This window comes from Amycolatopsis sp. FDAARGOS 1241, from assembly GCF_016889705.1.
Taxonomy (GTDB): Bacteria; Actinomycetota; Actinomycetes; order Mycobacteriales; family Pseudonocardiaceae; genus Amycolatopsis.
This window is the reverse complement of the sequence record NZ_CP069526.1, coordinates 463,196-483,359: the sequence shown is the minus strand read 5'-3', so window position 1 is coordinate 483,359 and position 20,164 is coordinate 463,196. Positions and strand designations below refer to the sequence as shown.

Sequence of the window (20,164 nt, the reverse complement as noted above, 5' to 3'; positions counted from 1 at the left end):
GCACGACCTCGTGCAGACCCAACAGGAAGAGATCGACCGCGCCCGCCGCGAAGCCGCCCGCAAGGAGGGCAACCGATGAGCACATTCGACGTCTTGCAGCGCTTCGGCACGTGGCGGCTGCTGCGGTTCACCGGCGCGCTGCTGCTGTTCGTGGCGCTGCACCTGGTCCGGATTCCGTTGGTGCTGCTGGCGTTGGTGCTGGAGGTCGCGTTGGGCCTGATCGACGGCTACGCGTCCCGGCAGGCCAGCACCCCACCACGGCGCCCGGTCAACGACTTCTACGCCCACACCACCAGGAAGGAGGCCGGCAATGTCTATGCCTGAGCCGCAGAACACGTCACAGCTGGACACGACGACGGGCCCGCTGGTTGGCACGACGTCACAGCTGCCGACGCGTGGCGCGACGGCGAGCGGGCCGACGCGCACCGTTCGCACGGCGGTGTGGGCGGGCTGTCACCTGGGCGAGCTGGCCGGGGTGTCGGTGCCGCTGGTGCTGACGTTCACCGCGTCCGAGTGGTTCGCCCCGCTGTCCGGTCTGGTCGCGCTGTTGTGGGCGCTGCACGCCTGCCGCGAGTTTCGCGCCGGCCGCGCCACAAACCGTACCGGGGGTGAGGGTCGATGAGCGAGTTCGTTCGTCGCGGCGGGCTGCTGGTGCCCGCCGATGTGGAGACCACCGTGGCCGAGACGACGCCGGCGCCGGGGTCTGCCGAGGTTGACGAGTGTGCGCAGGAGCGTCCGGCGGATGGCTACACCGGGCGGGTGCAAGAGCTGGAGGCGGCCGCGGCCGAGGCCGAGCGGGTCCGGACGCTGCCGACGCAGCGGGTGCTAGACCGGCACCAGGAGCTGGCCGAAGAGGAGATGCTGGCCGACCTGGACACCGCCGCGCACGCCCGCCGGTTGCAGGGCAAGGGCGCCCGAGAGCAGGCCGAATTGGAGGCCGCGGCCACCTCGGCGGCCGGCCGCCGGAAGGTCGAGACCAACGTCGACGTTCGGGCGTTGCAGCTGACGCAGCGGCGCCGCCGATGGACGCTGATCGGCTGGGCCGTGCTGGCGCTGTCGATGATGTTCACCTGCGTCAACGTGCAGCACTTCGCCGCGGGCACCGCGCCCGCGTGGTCGCCGCAATGGCTGGTGGCCTGGGGTGTGGACCCGCTGCTGTCGGCGCTGGTGATCGGGCTACTGCTGGCCCGCGGCGACCTGGCCGCGTTCGGGTCAGGCATGGGCCAGAGCACCGGCCGCGCCAAGTGGGTGGTGCTCGGCATCGAGATCGGCGCCCTGCTGGCGGCACTGCTGATGAACGTGGCCCCGGAGTTCGATGCGCCGCACGTGCGGTGGCAGGACGTCGCGCTGCACATCGTGGTCCCGCTGGCCGGGGTCGCGGCGGCGGTGGTGCTGCCGATCGTGCAGGGCTTCTACGCCGAGGCGATCACCGGGCTCTACACCGACCCGTCTGCCCGACCGCAGAGCACGATCAACCTGCGCAAACACGCCGAGGACGGCCCGGCGGAGGCCGAGTTGCCCGAGGACGTCCGGACGCTTCTGGACGCCACGAAGCAGGCCGTCGCGGCCGGTGAACTCGGCACCGACCCGACCGGCTACGCGATCTACCGGCACGTGATGAACGGCCGCGGGGACCGCGGCCGCGCCTACCGGGTGGCGCCTTTGGTCCAGGGCTTTCGCCCCCGGCAGGTGAATGGAGCGGCGTGATGAGCCAGAACCCCCACGACGAACACCCCACCACCACGACCACGCGCGAGAGGTCCCCCATGAACAGCGACAACGAAATCGCCGAAGTGCACTACCTGCCCACTCGACGCGTCGACACCGCGCCGGCCGCGCCCGACACCCAGGTGATCGACGGCGAGGTGATGGACGGCGACCTCCTCACCGCCGAGGAGTACGCCCGGATTCAGCGGGCCAAGGCAATCGAGCGCTACCGCGGCTACCGCAACGATGTGGTGACCGTGGTGCGCACCGCCAAGACGGTCGCCACCCACGAGCGGACCCGCACCGCGGTGCGGGTGTCCGGCTACACGGTGGGGGTGCTGGCCGGGCCGGTGGTCGGGGTGTGGGCCAGCTGGGAGCAGTTCCACAACTGGCGCAAGGCCGCCGAGCACCGCGAGGGCGGCAGCCACCGCCACGAGCCGGTCCCCGAGCGCGCTGCCGCCCAGATGCAGGTGCAGGCCCGCCGCGAGGCGCAGCTGGCGACGCTGGGCCGGGCCCTGACCAGCAAGCCCGCCGCCGCGTTTTACGGCCTGCTCACCCTGGCGGAGGTGCCGGCGGTGGTGGACTGGGCCCTCAACGGGTGGCCGGTGTGGGAATACGGGCAGGTCGTGGCGACGATCGACCTGACTGTCGCGGGCGGGCTGCTGGCCGCGCTGACCGTGAACGGGTGGGCCCACATGCGCAAGGTGTGGAAGAAGCGCAACCGCAAGCGGGTCGGCACGGTCGCCGACGCCGGGGACACGTTGCCGGTGCTGCCCATCGCCGAGGCCCGCCACGACCGCGCCGCGCTGGAGCTGCTGCGCCGTTCGCTGCTGGCGCAGGGCGTGGAGGTCAACCCGATCACCGGGCGGCGCACCGCGTGGGGGTGGGAGCTGGAGATGCAGATCGTCGGTGGTTCGGGCAAGCGTCCCGCCGACGTGATCAAGAAGCTGGAGCAGGTCGAGACCGATCTCGACGTGCGCCAGAACGGGGTGCTGGTGCAGCCGCACACCGACCGGCGAGCCCGGTTCACCACCCGCATCATCGAGTCCGACCCGTGGGCGTCGATGCCGCCGCTGCCGGTCTACCGGCCGGGCGAGCGGTGCCTGGCCGACCCGATCGAGCTGGGGTTGCGCCTGGACGGGCGCACCATGTCCGCGTCGTTCCAGTCCACCCACGCGATCATCCTGGCCGCCTCAGGAGGTGGGAAGTCCGGCAAGATTCGCGCCATTGTGGACGGTCTCGCCCATACCAATGACGCGATCCTGTGGGATCTGGACCCCTCCGGTGTCGGGCAGGCACCGCAGGCCGACGCGATGGGACTGCGGGCACTGTCCCCTGAGGACTGCGAGGTGGCGCTGGAGACGGCGTTGCGCATCGCCAACGCCCGTACCCGCATCAAGGACCGGCTCGGCATGGGCGATGAGTGGCAGCCCTCACCCGAGCACCCGGCCCTGGTGGTGGTGCTGGACGAGTTCCCGCGGCTGACCAAGGACGGCAAGGCGCTGGCGGTGGCGTTGCTGCGGGTGGCGCGCAAGGCCGGGGTGGTCATCATCTTCGCCTCCCAGTCGGCGAAGAAGGACGCACTCGGCGACAGCGTGGCCGCGGAGGTGGCGTTCAAGGCCGCCGGCCCTGGCCTGGCCGACTATCAGACCCGTCTGCTGTTTGGGGACAACGCCATCAGTGAGGGCTACACCCCGGGCAACTACCGGCCCAAGCGCGGCTCGCGGCTCAACGACACTGGCACGTTTTTCCTGGAAGGCTGCATGGAAGGCGACGAACCGATCCCCACCCGCGTGCTCTGGATCGACAACACCGTCGCCGCCGAGCGCGCTCGCCGCGCCGCCGCCGCGGGGCGGCCGGAGTGGGACGCTGTGACACTTTCCGCCGCCGGCCTCACCCTCACGCAGGTCTCGGGCGCCACCAGCCCGGAAGTCGCCGCGGTCGCCCAACGGGCCGCGTTCGACGACGAGCAGCGCCGCGCCCGCCTCGGCGTGCTCGGTGAGGTGCTCGACTACCTCGCCGACGACCTCGCCGCCTGGCAGGCCGGTGACACCGACGCCCGCGACGCGGTGTCCTCCGACGAACTCGCCGAGGCGCTGGGCCGCGGCTCGGGCAAGGCCCTCGCCCAGGATTTCCGCGACGTCGGTCTCAAGCCCGGCCCTGTCCGCGTCCCCGGTGACAACGGCGAGGACGTCCAGAAACGCGGCTACCGCTTCGCCGACATCACCGCCGCGGTCGAGAAGCAGCAAACCACCATCGAACACGGACAGTAACTATCGGGCTGAGTCGGGATGCGGTGTCTCGTCCGTGAAGTGTCACGGAGCCGATGACACTTCGCAGAATCCCCCGAACAGCCGCGATGACGGTTGTGACACTTCCCCGGCTCCGTGCTGGTGACAGCACCAGACCGCCTGAAGACCACCCCCCGGGGACCACTCCGGCAAGTGTCACAACCCGCTCACACCCTCAGACTGTCACTCACAGTAATTGATTTCGGAGGAGACCACCGTGGACACCACGGACACGTTTCTGGAGTGGGCGCTCTACCTCGCCGCGATGCGCTGGCCGGTGTTCCCGCTCGTACCGGGGCGCAAGCAGCCCGCGGTGCGGGAATGGGAAACCCGCGCCACGACCGATCCCGCCCGTATCCGCCGCTGTTGGAACGCGGACCGCTGGAACGTCGCCGTTGCCACCGGGCCAGCCGGGCTGGTGGTCGTCGACCTCGACCAGCCGAAGCCGGGGCAGTCTGGCCCGGACGGAGCGACAGCACTGGCCGAGCTTGCTGAGCAGCGGGGGGGACCGCTGCCCGCGACCTACACCGTCACCACGCCATCCGGCGGCCGGCACCTGTACTACCTCGCCCCGGCCGGAACCCACCTGCGCAGCAGCGCCGGTCAACTCGCCCCGCGCGTCGACGTGCGAGCGCACGGCGGATACGTGGTGGGACCGGGGTCGGTCGCCGACGTCGGCGGATGGGAGCTGTGCGACGAGACCGATCCGGTCGAGCTGCCGGGGTGGTTGGTCCAGGCGTGCGCCGAACGCGCGTCTACGGCGATCTCAGCGCCTCGTGAGATCCGCGCTGTAGACCCGAACCGCTATGGGTCGGCGGCACTCGCTGGCGAGTGTGAACGCATCCGTGCGGCGCCACCAGAGCAGCACAACGCCGTGCTCTCGGCCGCGGCCTACACCATCGGCCGCAAGGTCGGGGCCGACCTGATCGACCACACCACCGCACGAGCCGACCTGATCGCCGCGGCCGACCACATGGCCACCGCCGGATGCGACTGCACCCCGCGCGAGATCTCCCGTGTCGTCGACGCCGGGCTGACCGCCGGCGCCCGTAACCCCGTAGCCCGACGAGGAAAGGCAGCCTAATGACCAGTGTGGACAGCACCGTGTCCGCGATCGACGCGGCGATCGGTGCTCCCGTTGCCGCCGAAGGTGGCGGCGCGTGCTGTCAGTGCGGCCGCGCGCTCGACACCTCACCCTCCGACGACTTCTGCTCGGAGAACTGCCAGAACGTCTGGCGCGCGGCGCACGCCACCACGGTGCCCGGGCACGAGGTCCTGGACCGGGTGCGGGACTTCGTGTTGCGGTTCAACCTGTTCCCGTCCGAGCACTGCGCGCCCATGCTCGCGCTCTGGTACGCCCACACCCACGCCGCAGACCACTTCTACGTCACACCGCGGCTGATCCTGTCCAGTGTGGAGCCCGGCAGCGGCAAGACACGCGTGCTGGAGGTCGCGCAGCACCTCGTGCGGGCACCGGAGATGACCATGTCCGCCACCACCGCCGCGTTGTTCCGCATGGTCAACGACGGGCCGATCACGATCCTGTTCGACGAGGTGGACACGATCTTCAGCCCGAAGACCGGCGGCAACAACGAAGACCTGCGCGGCCTGCTCAACGCCGGCTACAAGCGGTCCGCCACCGTGGCGCGGTGCGTCGGCGACGCCCGCGCGATGAAGGTCCAGCGGTTCCCGGTCTACGCGCCGGTCGCGCTCGCTGGCATCGCCGGGAACATGCCCGACACCATCACCACCCGCGCCATCACCATCCACATGCAGCGCCGCCGCGAGGACGAGGAAGTGGAGGAGTTCTGGGAGGAGGACGTAGAGGCCGAAGCCCGCCCGCTGCGCGAGCAACTGGCCGCGTGGATCGACACCGTCACCGACAAGATCAGCCGCGGCCGCCCCGACATGCCCGAAGGCGTCCGGGACCGATCGGCCGAGATCTGGCGACCGCTCATCGCCATCGCCGACGCCGCCGGCGACCACTGGCCCACCACCGCTCGCGCCGCCTGCTCGCACTTCGTCGCCGCGGCCAACGTCGACCGCAAGGGCGGCGGGCTCCGCATTCGGCTGCTCGCCGACCTGCGAGACCTCTTCGCGGCCCGCGGCGTCACCGACATGACCACCGCCGAAATCCTCACCGCGCTGTGCGAACTCGACGAAGCACCGTGGGGCGACCTCGACGGCCACGGTAAGGAGCTCGACTCCCGCCGGCTCGCGAAGGAACTCGAGCCCTACGGGATCACCAGCAAGAACCTCAAGCGGAAGGACCCTGGCGGCGGCAAGGCGAAGGTCCCCAAGGGCTACTACGTCCACGGCGAAGGCGGGCTCGCCGACGCCTGGAGCCGCTACCTGCCCACAAGCGCTACTGCCGCTACCTCCGCTACTTCGCAGGTCACCGCGGTAGCGGACGCCGGGGCGGTAGCGGATACGAACGCTACCGCCAGCGAGTCTCCGCCCGGTCCGGCGGCGTAGGTAGCGGATGTAGCCGCTACCGCCTCCGTATCCGCTACCGCTCTGACCAGGCAGGTAGCGGCAGTAGCGGCAGTAGCGGACAAGTCCAGCCAGCCCGTGTAGCGGTCTCTCGCTACCCGACCTCAGGAGGCACCCATGCGCGTTACCCGCCACCGCTAACCCGTTACCCCAGGGAGACGAACACATGGCTACCCAACGCCACCTCACCATTGCCGACATCTGCGACGACCTTGGAATTTCGCGACGAACCTTCCATGAATGGAAGGCAAAGGGGAGGGCGCCACGCTGCATAAAACTACCCAACGGCGACATCCGAATTCGGCGTACTGAGTACGACCGCTGGCTTGAAGAACGCGAGGAGGCCGCAGCTTGACCTACCCCGAAACCACTTTCGATGTCCGAATCTGGAGCATCGACGTCTACCATGGAAAGCGTAAGACGACGTACTGGGTACGCTGGAAGGTGGCCAAGCTTCCACCTTTCAAAGAGCCATTCACGCATCGCGGACTTGCGAACAGTTTCCGTTCAGATCTTCAATCGGCCGCTAGTCGAGGCGAGGCGTTTCGGCTAACTGACGGGCTTCCGGTTTCGATGGCACGCCAGTCTAATTCGTTGTCGTGGTACCAGGCAGTCTGTCAGTACGTCGATATGAAGTGGCCGAAGGCGGCAGCAACATACCGGAAAACGATCGTAGAATCACTGACCCCGGCCACGGTGGTGATGCTCGACGACGAACCGGGCAAGCCCAAGATTGCGCTGATCCGGTCGGCGCTCAACAACTGGATACTCAACACACCACGGCGAGAGCAGGAGGGGAAGCCGGACGACATCGACGGCACTATTCGGTGGATCAAGCGGCACACCGCACCGCTTTCCCAGGTCCTGGACCCCGAGACCGCGCGCAAACTTCACGACTCGGTCGTATCGAAATTGGATGGCAAGCCTCTCGCTCGTAGCGTCGCCCGGCAGCGTCGAATGATCCTTAACAACTTCCTCAGCTACTGCGTCGAACGGGGCTGGCTCACGACCAACCCGGTACGTGAAATCAAGTGGACTGCACCTAAGCCATCCCGTGCGATCGATCGGCGACGCGTCGCAAACCCGATTCAGGTGAGAACCCTGCTTCGGGAGGTCAGGACGACGAGGCGAAGCGGCAAGCGCCTGTACGCGTGCTACGCAGCGATGTATTTCGCGGGGCTACGACCGGAAGAGGCGGTGAACCTGAACGTGGACAACCTCATACTGCCCGACCCGAAATGGAACGACGAACGACAGGAATGGGTTCACGACTGGGGAGAAATCTATGTCGACGAAGCAACCCCGCACGCGGGAAGCGCCTGGACCGACAGCGGTAGACCGCGAGACCGCCGTGGTCTCAAGCATCGTGAACAAGGCGAGGGTCGCTCGGCGCCATGTCCGCCGGAACTCACGGCGATCCTGCGCGAGCACCTCGACCAGTTCGGGACCGGCCCCGAGGGCGAACTGTTCGTTGGCGATGCGGGCGGGGAGGTTCCCGCCATCACGTGGCACAGAGTGTGGCGCGCCGCGCGCGAGGCCACGTTTACGAAGCCTGTCGCTGCAACCCCGCTGGCCGGTCGCCCGTACGACCTTCGGCACGCAGCCGTCTCTACATGGCTGAACGCTGGCATGGACCCAACTGAGGTAGCCGAGTGGGCCGGACACTCGGTCGAGGTCCTCCTGCAGGTCTACGCGAAGTGCCTCGACGGGCGGGACCGCGTGTCCAAGGCGAAGGTCCAGCGTGCACTCGGGCACGGTTGAGGACGGCAGAGCTTCGGCACGTCCTCGGCACGCTGAGCCGCAAGACACCGCTCGGACGTGCTCTCAGCCGCACATAACAAAGTCGCCCTTGACCGGCGTCTTCGCTGGTCAAGGGCGACTTTATGCAGGTCGCTCACTGTGCCCCCGGCAGGATTCGAACCTGCGACACCCGCTTTAGGAGAGCGGTGCTCTATCCCCTGAGCTACGAGGGCGTTCGGCCCTACTTTAGCATCCCACGAAGTACCAGTCCCCAGCTCAGCCCGCTACAGGTCACGCCGGTCCGGGTCCGCGGCGAAGGAAGTGGTGATCCACGCCAGGTCCGTGAAAGCAGTGCCGACAACCGCGGCGGGGCTCGTGGGCGGGGTGCGGCACGTCGGCGTGCGGTAGCGTCGCCTTGGCGACGATCGGGATAGCCGGCCCGCAGTCCACGGCACCACGGCCACGCCCAGATCGGGGGCCTATCCTTCCGCGGCAGTTGTTCGACGTAGCCGGATGACGTCGTGGCAATCAGGTGTGCCCAGCCTCGGCAGCGGCGCCTTCCTCCAGCGAAGACGCATTGCGGATGTCGGAGATCAATTGGCGCGGATCGGCGGACGCCGTGGACCGCCACGCTGCCGCCTGTGATGTTCACGGTGACGACCACAGCGCTGCCGCCCTCAACGCTCGGCCGACGAACACCCGCGGATCCCAACGCATAGCGTCAGAAAATCTCGAGTGGGGCAGGTACAACCTGCACGTCCGTACGCCGATCCACCGCGCGGACAAGTACCTCACGACCGACTACCAGAACCTCGTCTCCTAAGCGGCGCAGCAACGCTCGCTGAATGGCAGACCGTCTCGATGCCGGCCAAGCGTATCGCGCCGCAGCGATTACCGAACGCGGTGACAACGACACGCGCACCCTCGTCAGGGCAACATCGTGCGCGCACGACCACGGAAGGTCTCGTTTCCGGTCTGCGAAATGGTAAGCGTGACCGAGATCGACGTAGAAATTCTGGGCGCCGATTGGCGACCAGGCGGCCGAACACAAAGTCTCGCCGCGCTCGAGCGACAGCCGGTGGATTCGGAGCGTGGCCCCACCGAGGCGGACGACGTTGTCGACCCGCCGGACGAGTTGCTGAGCTTCGCCGATATGGGTCCCGAGCGCAACGCGCATGGCCGATTAGCCCGCCTGGCCGCAGCGGCCTTGACGCTGGTCAGAGGGTCGGGAACCAGACGAAGACCTCGGCGAGAGTGTCGAGCATTTCGTTGTCCATGTGTCCCGTTGCCGTTTCCGCTTCCGCGACCACCATCGTGGCACCGTCCAAGCGGGAGTCGAAGTGCAGCCCCGTGAAGTGGACGCCGGCAAGTCCCAGTAGTTCGCCGCCCAGCGGGGTGATGTCGCCGCTGCCCTGCACCTTTTCCACCCGTTCGCAGCCGGCGGCGTGGCTCTTGGTGGGAAAACCCATCCTTGCTACCGAGATGATCGCCGCGTTGCCGTGGCCGTCTCCCACAGCGTAAAGCCCACGACCCAGCGACGTACATCTATGTTCAGCGACGTAGTTGCGGACCTTGCCGGTGGTTGCCAGCAGACAATTGACTTCCTGGCGGACCGTCTTCCTCAGGTTCTTCAGCTTCAGTTTCGACAGCGCCTGGTCTCGCTTGCCCCGGCGCGCCGACTCTTGGCTCTCGCTCTTTCGAACTCGCAGGCTACGCCCAGGCAAGCTGTCTGCGACGTCGCCGGCAAGGTTGCCTGGCAGCGTCTCGCTGGCTCCGGTTGCACCCTCCAGGACTGCACCACTGCCGAGAGACACCGCGCCCCCGCTACCGACTGCCGCAACCAACGCGACTCCGGCAACGAACACCTTGGCACCTCCACCGCCTTTCGGGTCGTGCCGCGGGTGGATCTTGCCGTCCTTGCCCTTGAAGTACCCATCGGGTTGTGCCATCCAGTACCCCTCTTCAGGCGAGGCGGGAACCGCCCCGCGAACCCAAGAGCCACACGCCGACCGCACGCCAGAGGTTGCCGAACCCAGCAAGGGTTCACTCGATTGACGAATAATCACTCGGCGCAGCGGAGTAGGCGACCTGACCGATGATCGACAACCCGTTCTGTGCGTGGCGGGCAAGGGCGTCGTCGGCGAGGGTGCGCGTGGGCAAAGAAGCACGCGAGCCGGATCAGACGACCGCGGCCACGCGCGCCTTGCCGCAGCACGTCCATCCCGCCGCGCTTGTCAAATTCCTTGACGACGTCGGTCGTCGGTCTCTACCAGTGGGCCGTTACGAGCCAGTTCGTGAAACCACTCCAGCACCTCGACGAGCTGCTCCCGTTTCGACGCGCCCGCCAGCAGCTCGACGTCGAAGCTCGGGCGCTTGTCGAGCTTCGATTCGGGTAGGTCGATGCCGTCGATCTCGTTCAGGCGCCGCCGGAACTCGTCGCGGCGGGTGGGGTCGTCGAATGGTGGTCGAGTGCGGAGATGCTGGAACACGACCTCGAACCGGCCGCCGGGGTATACGGCCCCGGGCCAGATGTTACCGCCGGGGTCGGTTTTGTCGCGGGACATGAGGAAGCACGAGGTTTCGTTCTCGAGGCCGTAGTCGAGGTATCCACCGGTCTTGACCCATGCCTGCAGCACCTTGATCACCGCTGCGGCCACCTCTGGGCCTTGACGGTCGATCAGCTGTTCGCGGAAGCGGTCGCGCAGTTCCGGTGCCCGGCCCGGATCCGGGTAGGGCACCAGCTCCGGTACCTCCGCACCGATGAGGAGGGCGAGGCCTTCCGTGGTCGCACGCTGCTCGGGGTTGGCTCGGTCGTGCCCGTCGAACGTCACGCCTTCCGCTTCGAGCAGGTCCCTCGGCTTGTCGGTCCGTTGCGGGTCGAGCCAGGCGAAGTTCGGTGACACCTTGCCGTCGGACTGGAGTACGCGGTGCGCATTCGGGATGGAGGCCGTCGTGGCGAGCCGCTGCCCCACGGACACGGCGTGGGTGCCGATCAGAGCGGCGAGGTCGCCGTAAGTGGTCCAGGAGCCGGCCGGCAGTTCGGCGAGGGCTTTGACCAGCACGTCCCACGCGGGTTCGGGAGCGCCGCCATCGGGCGATGTGGGCCCTGGCCATTCAGAGATCACGCGATCGGCGAGAGCGTCGGCGCGTTCGTGGATCTGTGGGCGCCCCCACCGCTCCCTCACGGCGATTTCTTGGTTCATCCGCACGCCGCTGCCGGCCAATTGGGGCCGCTTCACCGAGAAGGGACTGTTGCTGAGCTCGGAGTTGTAGCCCGTGAGAGTGAGGTTCCCCAACGTGTGCACGATCGACTCGTGCAGCTGCCGGAAATCCTCGCCGGGCTCGAGGTCCTCCGTCAGCATCTGCCGCCACTCGGGGGTGGGCCGTTGAGGCAAGACGTGTTCGATGGTGAGGGTGGCCAGGTCGACCGGTTCTTTGCTGCCGTAGGTCTCCTCCAGCCATCGCAGCACGAGCGCTCGTTGGTGGGGACGCCCATTGAGGTAGTAGGGCACGGACCGCACCGATGCCCGAACCTCGCGGTCGCCGGCGTAGTACTTCCGGCCGCTGGACAGGTAGCTGCGGATAGCCTGGTCGACAGGGATGCCGGTGTTCATCTCGGTCACCGCCGAAAGCAGGACGCGGTTGATGCTGGCAGTGGCGCGACCGATGAGCAGGCGACGGACGAAGTAGCTTTCCAAGTGCAGCATCGCCGTGGCGATCTCGGCGGAGGTCGCCGTGCCGCGGTCACGCCGGTCGAGCAGGTGCAGCAGTACCGGGTAGACCGTCGTGGTTCCCCACGCGCCGAGCCGAGTCAGCCGGTGCCGCACGGCCGGATCCGGCTCACGCGTGGGATCGAGGATCGCCCGCAAGAATGCACCGAGCCTGCCGAACCGAGCGACCTCCCCCTCGATCTCCTCCTCGGTACGCATCCGATCCAGCCGCCGCTGCTGGCCGGCGTAGGTGTCGGTCTGTTTGATCCTCGGGTCTTGCTGCACCAAGTCCAGCCAGAAGAGGAGTTCGAGCTGATCAACGGTCAGATCCGCCTGCAAGGGCAGCCACAGCGACTCGTAGACCGCTTCACCACGCGTCGGCAACCGCATGAAGAGGTAATTCCGCAGCAAGTCGGCCTGGGTGAGCTTCAGACCAGTGTTGTTCAACGATTCGAAGATCCGGTGTGCGTTGTCCCCGCGTTGCGCGGTCACTGACACCAGCGCGAGCCCGGAGATCACCGCGTCCTCGATGCGCTCGATGTCGTCAGGATCGTTAAGATCGTCTGTGTCGGCGAGTTGCGCCGAAAAGAAGCGGTAGGCTGCGCCGATGCGGTCGCTTCCACCGGCTTGCGGGGTGGAGTTGAGGCAGGCCAGGTAAGCGGCGCGATCGGCCTGGGTCGGCACGAGCTTCAGGCGCTGCTTCTTCCACTTGTTGATCAGGTACTGCTGGTCGATCCGGTCCTGGTGCTCGGGATCCTCGTGCTGGGCGCGGTAGTCCCGAATCGCACACAGGAGGATCGACAAGGTGGTCAGGCGCTGCTGGCCGTCGATCACCAGGAACTCCTGCACCCCGGTTGGGCCGTTGGCCGGGCTGGGCGCGAGCACCACTGATCCCATGAAGTGGGTCAGTTCCGGGTCTTCAGCGCGGTCCTTGGCCAGCTGCGTGATGTCCTCCCACAGCCGCTCGAGCTGACCGCTCTTCCACGAGTACGTTCGCTGGTACAGAGGAACCTGGTATTGCTTCGATCCCTCCAGGAGCTCCTGCAAGGTCGTCTCGCGTGCCGCGACCACTTCACTTCCTCTCTCGGTTTCACAACCGGGTTCGTCTGGTCTCGGACTGCTTATGGTCCCCGCACAACACGCCAGATGAAACACGCCAACCGAGTGTGGGTGCGGCTCCCGAAGATCCTGTCCGGGCTGGCGTAACGGTGATCCAGTCGTCGACGAAGCAGCAAACGTTTCTACCCGTTCGGCTCAACGAGCTCGCGGGCCGGTATGACGCCGTTCCTCCCTGGCAGCGGACTGATGCACTGTGCGAGGCGCAGATGGTGGGCGAGCGGCTCGGCGGCGGCAGCACTCGAGTGGCGCCCGTCGGGGTCGACTTGTCGGCCGGGTGGTTGCGGTACGCGCGCCCCGGCGTGGGTTATCCCGTGCCGAAGAGGATCGCGGTGGTCTTTCCCTGCGGGTCGAGGCCGACCGCGTGATGAGCGTCCTTACCGACGTCAAGGCCGAGGAACACCCCAAAACTGCTGCTCATCCACCATGCCGTTCGTTCGCCGCGACGTGGCCACCGGGAGGGCATCGATGGCCGGCACCCACGCCTGCGACGAGACCTACCAGTCGGTGGCCGTGTCCCTATCAGCGGTCCCTCGATGCCACCAGACCCGGTGACACGACCCCCCGGATCATGTACTCGACCGGGGGCATTAGTCATGCCGGACCTGGCGACCACAGCTCCTTGATCAGGAACTACGAAGAAGGTAACGGGGGGGAGTCGGGGGAATTGTGGTAGGCCGTGCCCTGGGCGGTGCGCCAGCCGGAGGGTGAGACGCCCGAGGGTGGGGGTTTGCAGTAGGCGCCGGAATTCACCACGAGGTCGTGTTTGCAGTAGTCGTCAGACAATGCGGGTGCCCTCCCTCGCATCCAAGATACGAGGGAGGGGCGCCCGGTGATCAACCGTGGCACTTGCGCCGGTGAAGAAGGCGACCAGCCGACGAGCGAAGTCAGGATTTGCGAGCTACTGCCGCCAGAACGCAACTGCTCGCCGGCGTCCACGGGTTCAGGGCGGGGGTCGGCCCACATTCGCCGGGGAGGACCCAGCTTGGGCTGATCAGGTCCGGGTGGGGCACGATGGGGTCGATTTCCGCGCGGGTGCGGAACAGGGGTGAGCCGGAGGAGGCTTGGTAGATCGCTTCGAACTGCGGGCGATGTGGCTGTGCTCGTTTTCCGGGTCCAGGCAGTGCGACACGACGACGTAGGAGCCCGACGGCAGTGCGTCGAGGTACGAAGCCATGAGGGCCGCCGGATCGCCGGGGTCAGAAGTGCAGAGGTGCAGGAGGGCCACGGGCTGGGTGGAGTCGACGGCGTCGAGAACCTTGGGGCGTGCCGGCAGCTCGGGCGGGTTGAAGACGTTCGCGTCGCTGATGTGGGTGTGGTCGTTGTCGACGAGCAGGGCGCGGCCGTGGGCGAGCACCGTGGGTCGTTGCCGGTGTAGATCACGGTGGTGTCGTGGTCGATGCGTTGCGCCACCTGGTGCACGTTTTCCGCGGTGGACAAGCCGGAACCGCAGTCGGTGAACTGGCGGATGCCGGCGTTGCCGGCGAGTAAGCGGCACGCGCGGATCAGGAAGGCGCGGTTCATGCGCGCCATCTCGATCACCGCGGGCACGTCCCGGATCGTCCGGTCGAGCAGCTCCCGATCGACCGCGTAGTTGTCCTTACCACTCAGCGCCGCGTCGTGGACCCGCGCGGTCGAGGGCAGGGCCGGGTCGATCCCGGCGGGCACGGTGCGTGCCGTACCGGAGATCATCCGGTGTACTTGCTGGTGCAGGTCGCGACGTTCGGCGACGTGAAGCCGGCGCGGAAGGCTTCCACGCGGGCGAAACCCGACGGCACGGCGGTGCCCGAGGCGTCGGAGGCGATGACGCTCTTCGGGGACAGCAGCTCGGCGATGGCTTCGTCGAGGTCGCCGGGCGAGAGCTCCAGGGCGCCCTTCTTGTCGGGTGTCAGGGTGCCGGCCCACATGCCCGTGAGGCAGGCCGTGAGCTGGCCCGTGGAAGGGACGTCCAGCCGCAGGCCCGAGTCCTTCTCGACGGACAACGCGTACCGCGACGCCACTTCGGCGAAGGCGGCGAAATCCCCCAGGCCCCCGGTGTTGCCTCGGGTGGGTGGGGTGCCGATGCGGCGCAACGCGGACAAGTCCACCGACACCGTGTTGCTCGCCGGGCAATACGCGGCCGGTGAGGTCGACCGAGCGTCCGAACAGGACACCGCGTCGGAGGTCAGCTGCGGCGAGGAGCCCGGAAAGGCCGCACGGAGGCTGGTTTCCAGATCCTGCAGGTTCGACGAGTCGTCGACGTCGAGGTTGCCCTTGCCGTCCCCTGTGGACAGGTCCTTCTGGGAGAACGGGAGCTGACTGGTGCGGCTCACGACCTCGGCGTTGTCGATGGCGGCGCACCGCTTCGGGCCGTCGGTGAACCCGAACTGGAACGCCGACACACGGTCGAACGCGCTGCCGTGCGCGCCGGCCGTGTCGAAACTCGAGCCGGCGGAGTCGCGGATGAAGAAGAGGGTGGCCATGATCTGGTTGAGACCCGAGCCGGTGGACACCTGGAAGTGCGGGGAATTCCCTTCGGCGACCCAGCGGAAGAACGTGCCGGCGTAGCAGTCGGCCTGCTGTTCCTTCACGATCGACGGCGTGTTGGGGCTGAGGCCAAGCCGCGTCTGCACGGCGTGGCCCAGTTCGTGCGCCAGCACGGCGACCACGGACATCGGGCCGAACGAGTCGTTCAGCATGGGCAGGAGCTCGCCGCGGTCCCAGGCGACGAGGTCACCCGAGGGGCAGTAGAACGCGTTCACGAGACCGGCGGTGGTCGAGCCGCAGATGTTCAGGCCCGGGCCGCGCGAGTCGTAGGAGATGAGCTGCCCCACGGGCTTGTAGTCCTTGCCGAAGTTCTCCGGCAGCTGCTCGGTCCAGTACTGCTGCACGTCGGCGACGGCGTTCGCGGCGAGCTTGTCGATCGCGCCGCCGTCGGTGTTCGCGACGGGCAGGCCGGCGTCCGCGACGCCCTGCTTCGGGCCGCTTGGACCGTCGGTGATGGCGAGTCCGGCCACCTTTTCCGGGTCGAGCTTCTCGACGCCCGCACTGCCCTGGACGGCGGTGGTGCACCCGGCCAGCAGCACGGCACCGGCGATCAGCGTCGCCACCCACGTGAACCGCGAAGTCATCGCTCCTCCAAAGGAAAACGAGCCGGTGCGGCTGGGGGCCGCACCGGCTCGAAGGGAATCAGGCGCCGAAGTGGACGGACTCGATCGCGTCGTCGAAGCCGAGCGCGGTGAGGTCCTGCACGTCGTCGTTGACGACCACGGACTTGCCGGTGCAATTCTTGCCGGTCCAGAGCTTCAGCGTGCCGTCGGTGGTCAGCGACGAGGTGACGTCCGGGCGGGCCAGGTTCTGGCAGGCGTCGTCACCGGCACCGAAGGACAGGCCCTGCGAAGCGCCGTTGTCGCTGAAGAACGCGTCGTCGAACAGGATCGTGCTGGTGGCCGCCTTGGTGCCGGGCGCCGACGGTGCGGACGACGGGCTCGAGGTGGTCGGCGAACCAGCGGGCAGGACCTTGCCACCGGTCGGGCTCATGCCGAACCAGGTGCCGCCGACGCCTTCACCGTTGGTGTCGCCCGGGTTCTTGTCGCCCGAGAACGTGTACGCCGGCCAGCCGCCGACCGTCAGCTGCAGCGAACCGTCGTCGCGCTTGACGACCCCGATCGCCGACTTCTTGATGCCCGCGAGGAACACTTTCGTACCCTTCGTGACCTTGACGGGCGGCCACTTCTTCTCGCAGTCACCGTTGCAAGTGGACTTCGACGGGTGCGCGGAGTCGTTGTCGAAGCGGTAGATCGTCATGCCCTTGCCGTTGAGAACAACCGGGTTGAGGTCGCCCGCCTTGCCGGCGCGCAGCGAAACCCACTTGGTGCGGACCTGCTCCGGCGCGCTCGCCGGGGCGAGGTCACCGGTGTCGGTCGGGGCGTTGTTGCTGCGGGCGGTGCCCGACAGCAGGTCGAGGCCACCGGAGGCGCCGGCGTCGACCGCGGAACCGGCGGAGGCGGGCGCCGCGTTCGGCGTGCCGTCCGTCTGGCCGCCGCAGGCGGAGAGGAGGGCCGCGCCGGCCGTGACGAAGGCAGCGAGGAACAGAGCTTGCTTGCGGAACATGGTGGGAACTCCAGGGTTCTGAGGGGCTCGACCGGGGCTCCGAGGTGATCCGGAGCCGATGTTGCCCGTGACACGGGGCCGGGGGCGCGATCGGTTCACGAGAGTTCAAACTTTTTCCCGGCCGTCCGGAAATCGCAGGTCACCGAACTTCCCGACATCGCGGCCCTTCTCGACCGGGATCGCACGAGTGCGGTAAGCATGGGCCATGACCACCGTCCGGTTCGGGTTGCTCGGTCCCGTCGAGGCGCACCTCGGCGGCGAGCCCCTCGACCTCGGGCACGCGCGGCAGCGCTGGGTGTTCGCGGCGTTGCTCGCCGACGCGAACCGGCCCGTGCCGACGGAGCGGCTCGTCGAGCGCGTGTGGGCGGGCGAACAGCCGTACCGCGCGCACCGGCTCCTCGCCAGCTACCTCTCCCGCCTGCGCCGCACGCTCGCGGCCGCCGACAGCGTCGAGATCAAGCACGGCCCCGGTGGTTACGTGGTCACCGTCGAGCCCGAGGCCGTCGACGTGGTGCGGTTCCGGTCGGTCCTCGCGCGGGCGCGCGAGCAGCGGCGGCCGGACCTGTTCGACGAAGCCCTCGCGCTGTGGCGCGGCGAGGCGTTCGCCGGCCTCGACACGCCGTGGGCGGAAGCGATGCGTGAAACGCTCGGCGCCGAACGGCTGTCCGCGCAGCTCGACCGCACGGACCTCGCGCTGCAGCTGGGTGAGCACAACGCCGTGCTCGCCGACGCCGCCCAGCGCGCCGCCGCGTACCCGCTCGACGAACGCATCGCCGGCCAGCTGATGCTCGCCCGCTACCGCGCCGGGCGGCAGGCGGGTGCGCTCGAGGAGTTCGACCGGATCCGCCGCCTGCTCGCGGACGAGTTCGGAGCCGATCCCGGCCCGCCGCTGCGGGAGCTGCACCAGCGCATCCTCACCACCGACCCGGAGTTGAGCCCGCCGCGCGAAGCGCCCGTACCACGGCAGTTGCCCGCTCCGTCGCGGTGGTTCGTCGGGCGCGACGCGGAGCTGGCCGACCTCGACGCCGTGATGGCCGGCGGGTCCGGCACGGTCGCGATCTCCGCGATCGGTGGCGCCGGTGGGATCGGCAAGACGTCGCTCGCGCTTCGGTGGGCCCACCAGAACCTCACCCGCTTCCCCGACGGCCAGCTGTACGTGAACCTCCGCGGTTACGACCCCACCGGCTCTCCACTGCGGCCGGAATCGGTGGTGCGGCACTTCCTCGACGCGTTCGGCGTCGCGCCCGCGGCCGTGCCGGCCGATCCCGAACGCGGCTTCGCGCTGTACCGCAGCCTCGCGGCCGGACGCCGGTTGCTCGTCGTGCTCGACAACGCGCGCGACGCGGCACAGGTCGAACCACTGCTGCCGGGCAGCGACACGTGCACGGTGGTGATCACGAGCCGCACCCGCCTCGGCGGGCTGGGCGTGCGCGGGGCGCAGCTGCTGGACCTCGGGGAGCTCGCCGACCGGGAGGCGCAGGAGCTGCTGGTCGAGCACCTCGGAGCCGCGCGCGTTGGCGCGGAACCGGAGGCCGTGGCCGACCTCGTGCGCTGGTGCGGCGGGCTGCCGCTGGCGATCAGCGTGGTCGCGAGCCGGGCGGGCGCGAACCCGCGGTTCCGGCTGGAGGTACTGGCGCAGGAGCTGCGGGACGCGACGGCGCGGCTCGACGCGCTCGACGCCGGTGACCTGGCGACGAACCTGCGCGCGGTGTTCTCGTGGTCCTACGAAGCGCTGGATCCCGAGTCGGCGCGGGTGTTCCGGCTGCTGGGCGCGGCGCCGGGGCCGGACGTCAGCCTCGCCGGTGCGGCGGCGATGGCCGGGCTATCGCGGCCGCGCGCGGTGTTGCGCCGGCTTGTCGGCGCGCACCTCCTGCAGGAGCACGTGCCGGGCCGGTACCGGATGCACGACCTGTTGCGACTGTACGCGGACGAGCTCGTCGGCGACGCGGAACGCACCGACGCGCTGCGGCGGTTCACCGACTTCTTGCTGCACACGGCCGGTGCCGCGAATCGGTTGCTACGCCCGGAACGGCAGTCGATCGAGCTGACCGCGCCGGCTTGGCCGCCGGTGCCGTTGGCCGACCGCCGGGCGGCGACGCGGTGGTTCGACGCGGAGCAGCACAGCCTCCGCGCGGCCCTGGAGTCCGCCGCCCGCCGCGGCGCGCACGACGACGTGTGGCAGCTGGCGTGGAGCGTCAGCGGGTTCCACGTGCTGCGCGGGCAGCTCGTCGAGGACCTCACCGCGTGGCAGGCCGGGTTCGCGGCCGCCCGGGCACTCGGTTCGCGGGAAGCACAGGCGATCACGCTGATGTACCTAGGGACGGCACGCACCCGCGCCGGGTCCCACGCCGAAGCACTCGAGCACCTGCGGGACGCGCTTTCCCTTGCGCAGGACGAGGACCTGGCGGCGGACGCTTCGCGCGCCCTCGGCTGGGCGCTGGGGCAGAGCGGCGATTTCGAGGGCGCGCTTCACCACACCGCCGCCGCGTTGGAGCACTACCGGGCTCGCGACAACGGCCTGCGCCAAGCCGACGCGTTGAACACGATCGGCTGGTACACGGCGCAACTCGGCCGCCTCGGGCAGGCCCGGGAGTACTGCGAACAGGCGCTGGCCTTGTGCCGCAAGCACAACCACCACCGCGCGGAAACAGTGACTTTGGACAGTCTCGGGTACATCGCGCAGGCCCTGGGCGAGTACGAGGTGGCGCTGGCGCACTACGGCGCGGCGGTGAAGCTCGCCCGGGAAACCGACGACGCGTACGACGAGCCGGTGGTCCTCGCCAACCTCGGCGACACGCACGCCGCGCTCGGCGACGCGGCGGCGGCCCGGCACGCGTGGAACCGGGCGCGGGAGTTGTTCCGGGCCCACGGGCGTGCGGGCGACGTTGCGCGGATGGACGGGAAGCTGGCCTCGGCCGCCGAGGAGTGACGCGAGGTCGTCCCGGGCCGCGGTGAAGGTGGCCGCCACCGGACGACGAAGGTGCCTTCGTAGACGCGCATCGGGCTGTTGTCGCC

Annotated in this window: 13 protein-coding genes, 1 tRNA gene and 1 pseudogene; 9 read left to right on the top strand and 6 right to left on the bottom strand. The window is 68.7% G+C overall.

Features of this window, described 5'->3' with window-relative positions; translation table 11 throughout:
* Window positions 1–75 precede the first annotated feature (75 nt).
* From I6J71_RS02270 to I6J71_RS02235, 8 genes are all read left to right on the top strand, one after another.
* The gene (locus I6J71_RS02270) at window positions 76–324 is read left to right on the top strand and encodes a hypothetical protein (RefSeq protein WP_204093199.1); all 249 of its coding nucleotides are present in this window, start codon (window positions 76–78) and stop codon (window positions 322–324) included.
* On the top strand, window positions 311–622 hold the full coding sequence (locus I6J71_RS02265; RefSeq protein WP_204093198.1) for a hypothetical protein: 312 nt from the start codon (window positions 311–313) through the stop codon (window positions 620–622). The genes I6J71_RS02270 and I6J71_RS02265 overlap by 14 nt, the downstream gene beginning before the upstream one ends.
* Window positions 619–1,707, top strand: coding sequence for a hypothetical protein (locus I6J71_RS02260; RefSeq protein ID WP_204093197.1), 1,089 nt, complete (start codon window positions 619–621; stop codon window positions 1,705–1,707). The genes I6J71_RS02265 and I6J71_RS02260 overlap by 4 nt, the downstream gene beginning before the upstream one ends.
* Complete coding sequence (locus tag I6J71_RS02255; protein WP_204093196.1) at window positions 1,707–3,980, top strand: hypothetical protein; 2,274 nt, start codon at window positions 1,707–1,709, stop codon at window positions 3,978–3,980. The genes I6J71_RS02260 and I6J71_RS02255 overlap by 1 nt, the downstream gene beginning before the upstream one ends.
* A gap of 235 nt (window positions 3,981–4,215) precedes the next feature.
* A complete protein-coding gene (locus I6J71_RS02250; protein ID WP_204093195.1) occupies window positions 4,216–5,082 on the top strand; it encodes a bifunctional DNA primase/polymerase in 867 nt (288 codons plus the stop codon).
* The gene (locus I6J71_RS02245) at window positions 5,082–6,473 is read left to right on the top strand and encodes a DUF3631 domain-containing protein (protein WP_204093194.1); all 1,392 of its coding nucleotides are present in this window, start codon (window positions 5,082–5,084) and stop codon (window positions 6,471–6,473) included. Before I6J71_RS02250 ends, I6J71_RS02245 begins: the two co-directional genes overlap by 1 nt.
* Window positions 6,474–6,657: 184 nt before the next feature.
* Entirely contained in the window at window positions 6,658–6,846 is a 189-nt protein-coding gene (locus I6J71_RS02240; protein ID WP_204093193.1) for an AlpA family transcriptional regulator, read from the top strand.
* Window positions 6,843–8,252 carry a tyrosine-type recombinase/integrase gene (locus I6J71_RS02235; protein WP_239154376.1) on the top strand — a complete coding sequence of 470 codons (1,410 nt, stop codon included), beginning with the start codon at window positions 6,843–6,845 and terminating at the stop codon, window positions 8,250–8,252. The genes I6J71_RS02240 and I6J71_RS02235 overlap by 4 nt, the downstream gene beginning before the upstream one ends.
* A gap of 139 nt (window positions 8,253–8,391) precedes the next feature.
* Here the strand turns inward: I6J71_RS02235 and I6J71_RS02230 are convergent.
* From I6J71_RS02230 to I6J71_RS02205, 6 genes and pseudogenes are all read right to left on the bottom strand, one after another.
* A tRNA-Arg gene (locus I6J71_RS02230) sits at window positions 8,392–8,464 on the bottom strand.
* Between the two features lie 984 nt (window positions 8,465–9,448).
* Window positions 9,449–10,180, bottom strand: a complete 732-nt coding sequence (locus I6J71_RS02225) for a hypothetical protein (protein WP_239154375.1) — start codon at window positions 10,178–10,180, stop codon at window positions 9,449–9,451.
* Window positions 10,181–10,465: 285 nt separating this feature from the next.
* Window positions 10,466–13,012, bottom strand: coding sequence for a DUF262 domain-containing protein (locus I6J71_RS02220; RefSeq protein ID WP_204093192.1), 2,547 nt, complete (start codon window positions 13,010–13,012; stop codon window positions 10,466–10,468).
* A 1,039-nt stretch (window positions 13,013–14,051) separates the two neighbouring features.
* Window positions 14,052–14,749: pseudogene (locus I6J71_RS02215) on the bottom strand (SAM-dependent methyltransferase).
* Window positions 14,746–16,167: a neutral zinc metallopeptidase gene (locus I6J71_RS02210; protein ID WP_204093191.1), complete on the bottom strand. Its 1,422-nt coding sequence runs from the start codon at window positions 16,165–16,167 to the stop codon at window positions 14,746–14,748. Before I6J71_RS02210 ends, I6J71_RS02215 begins: the two are co-directional and overlap by 4 nt.
* Before the next feature lie 58 nt (window positions 16,168–16,225).
* Window positions 16,226–17,149 carry a hypothetical protein gene (locus I6J71_RS02205; protein WP_204093190.1) on the bottom strand — a complete coding sequence of 308 codons (924 nt, stop codon included), beginning with the start codon at window positions 17,147–17,149 and terminating at the stop codon, window positions 16,226–16,228.
* A 205-nt stretch (window positions 17,150–17,354) separates the two neighbouring features.
* On the opposite strand from I6J71_RS02205, the gene I6J71_RS02200 reads away from it, so the two are divergent.
* Window positions 17,355–20,078 carry a BTAD domain-containing putative transcriptional regulator gene (locus tag I6J71_RS02200; RefSeq protein ID WP_204093189.1) on the top strand — a complete coding sequence of 908 codons (2,724 nt, stop codon included), beginning with the start codon at window positions 17,355–17,357 and terminating at the stop codon, window positions 20,076–20,078.
* Window positions 20,079–20,164: the final 86 nt, after the last annotated feature.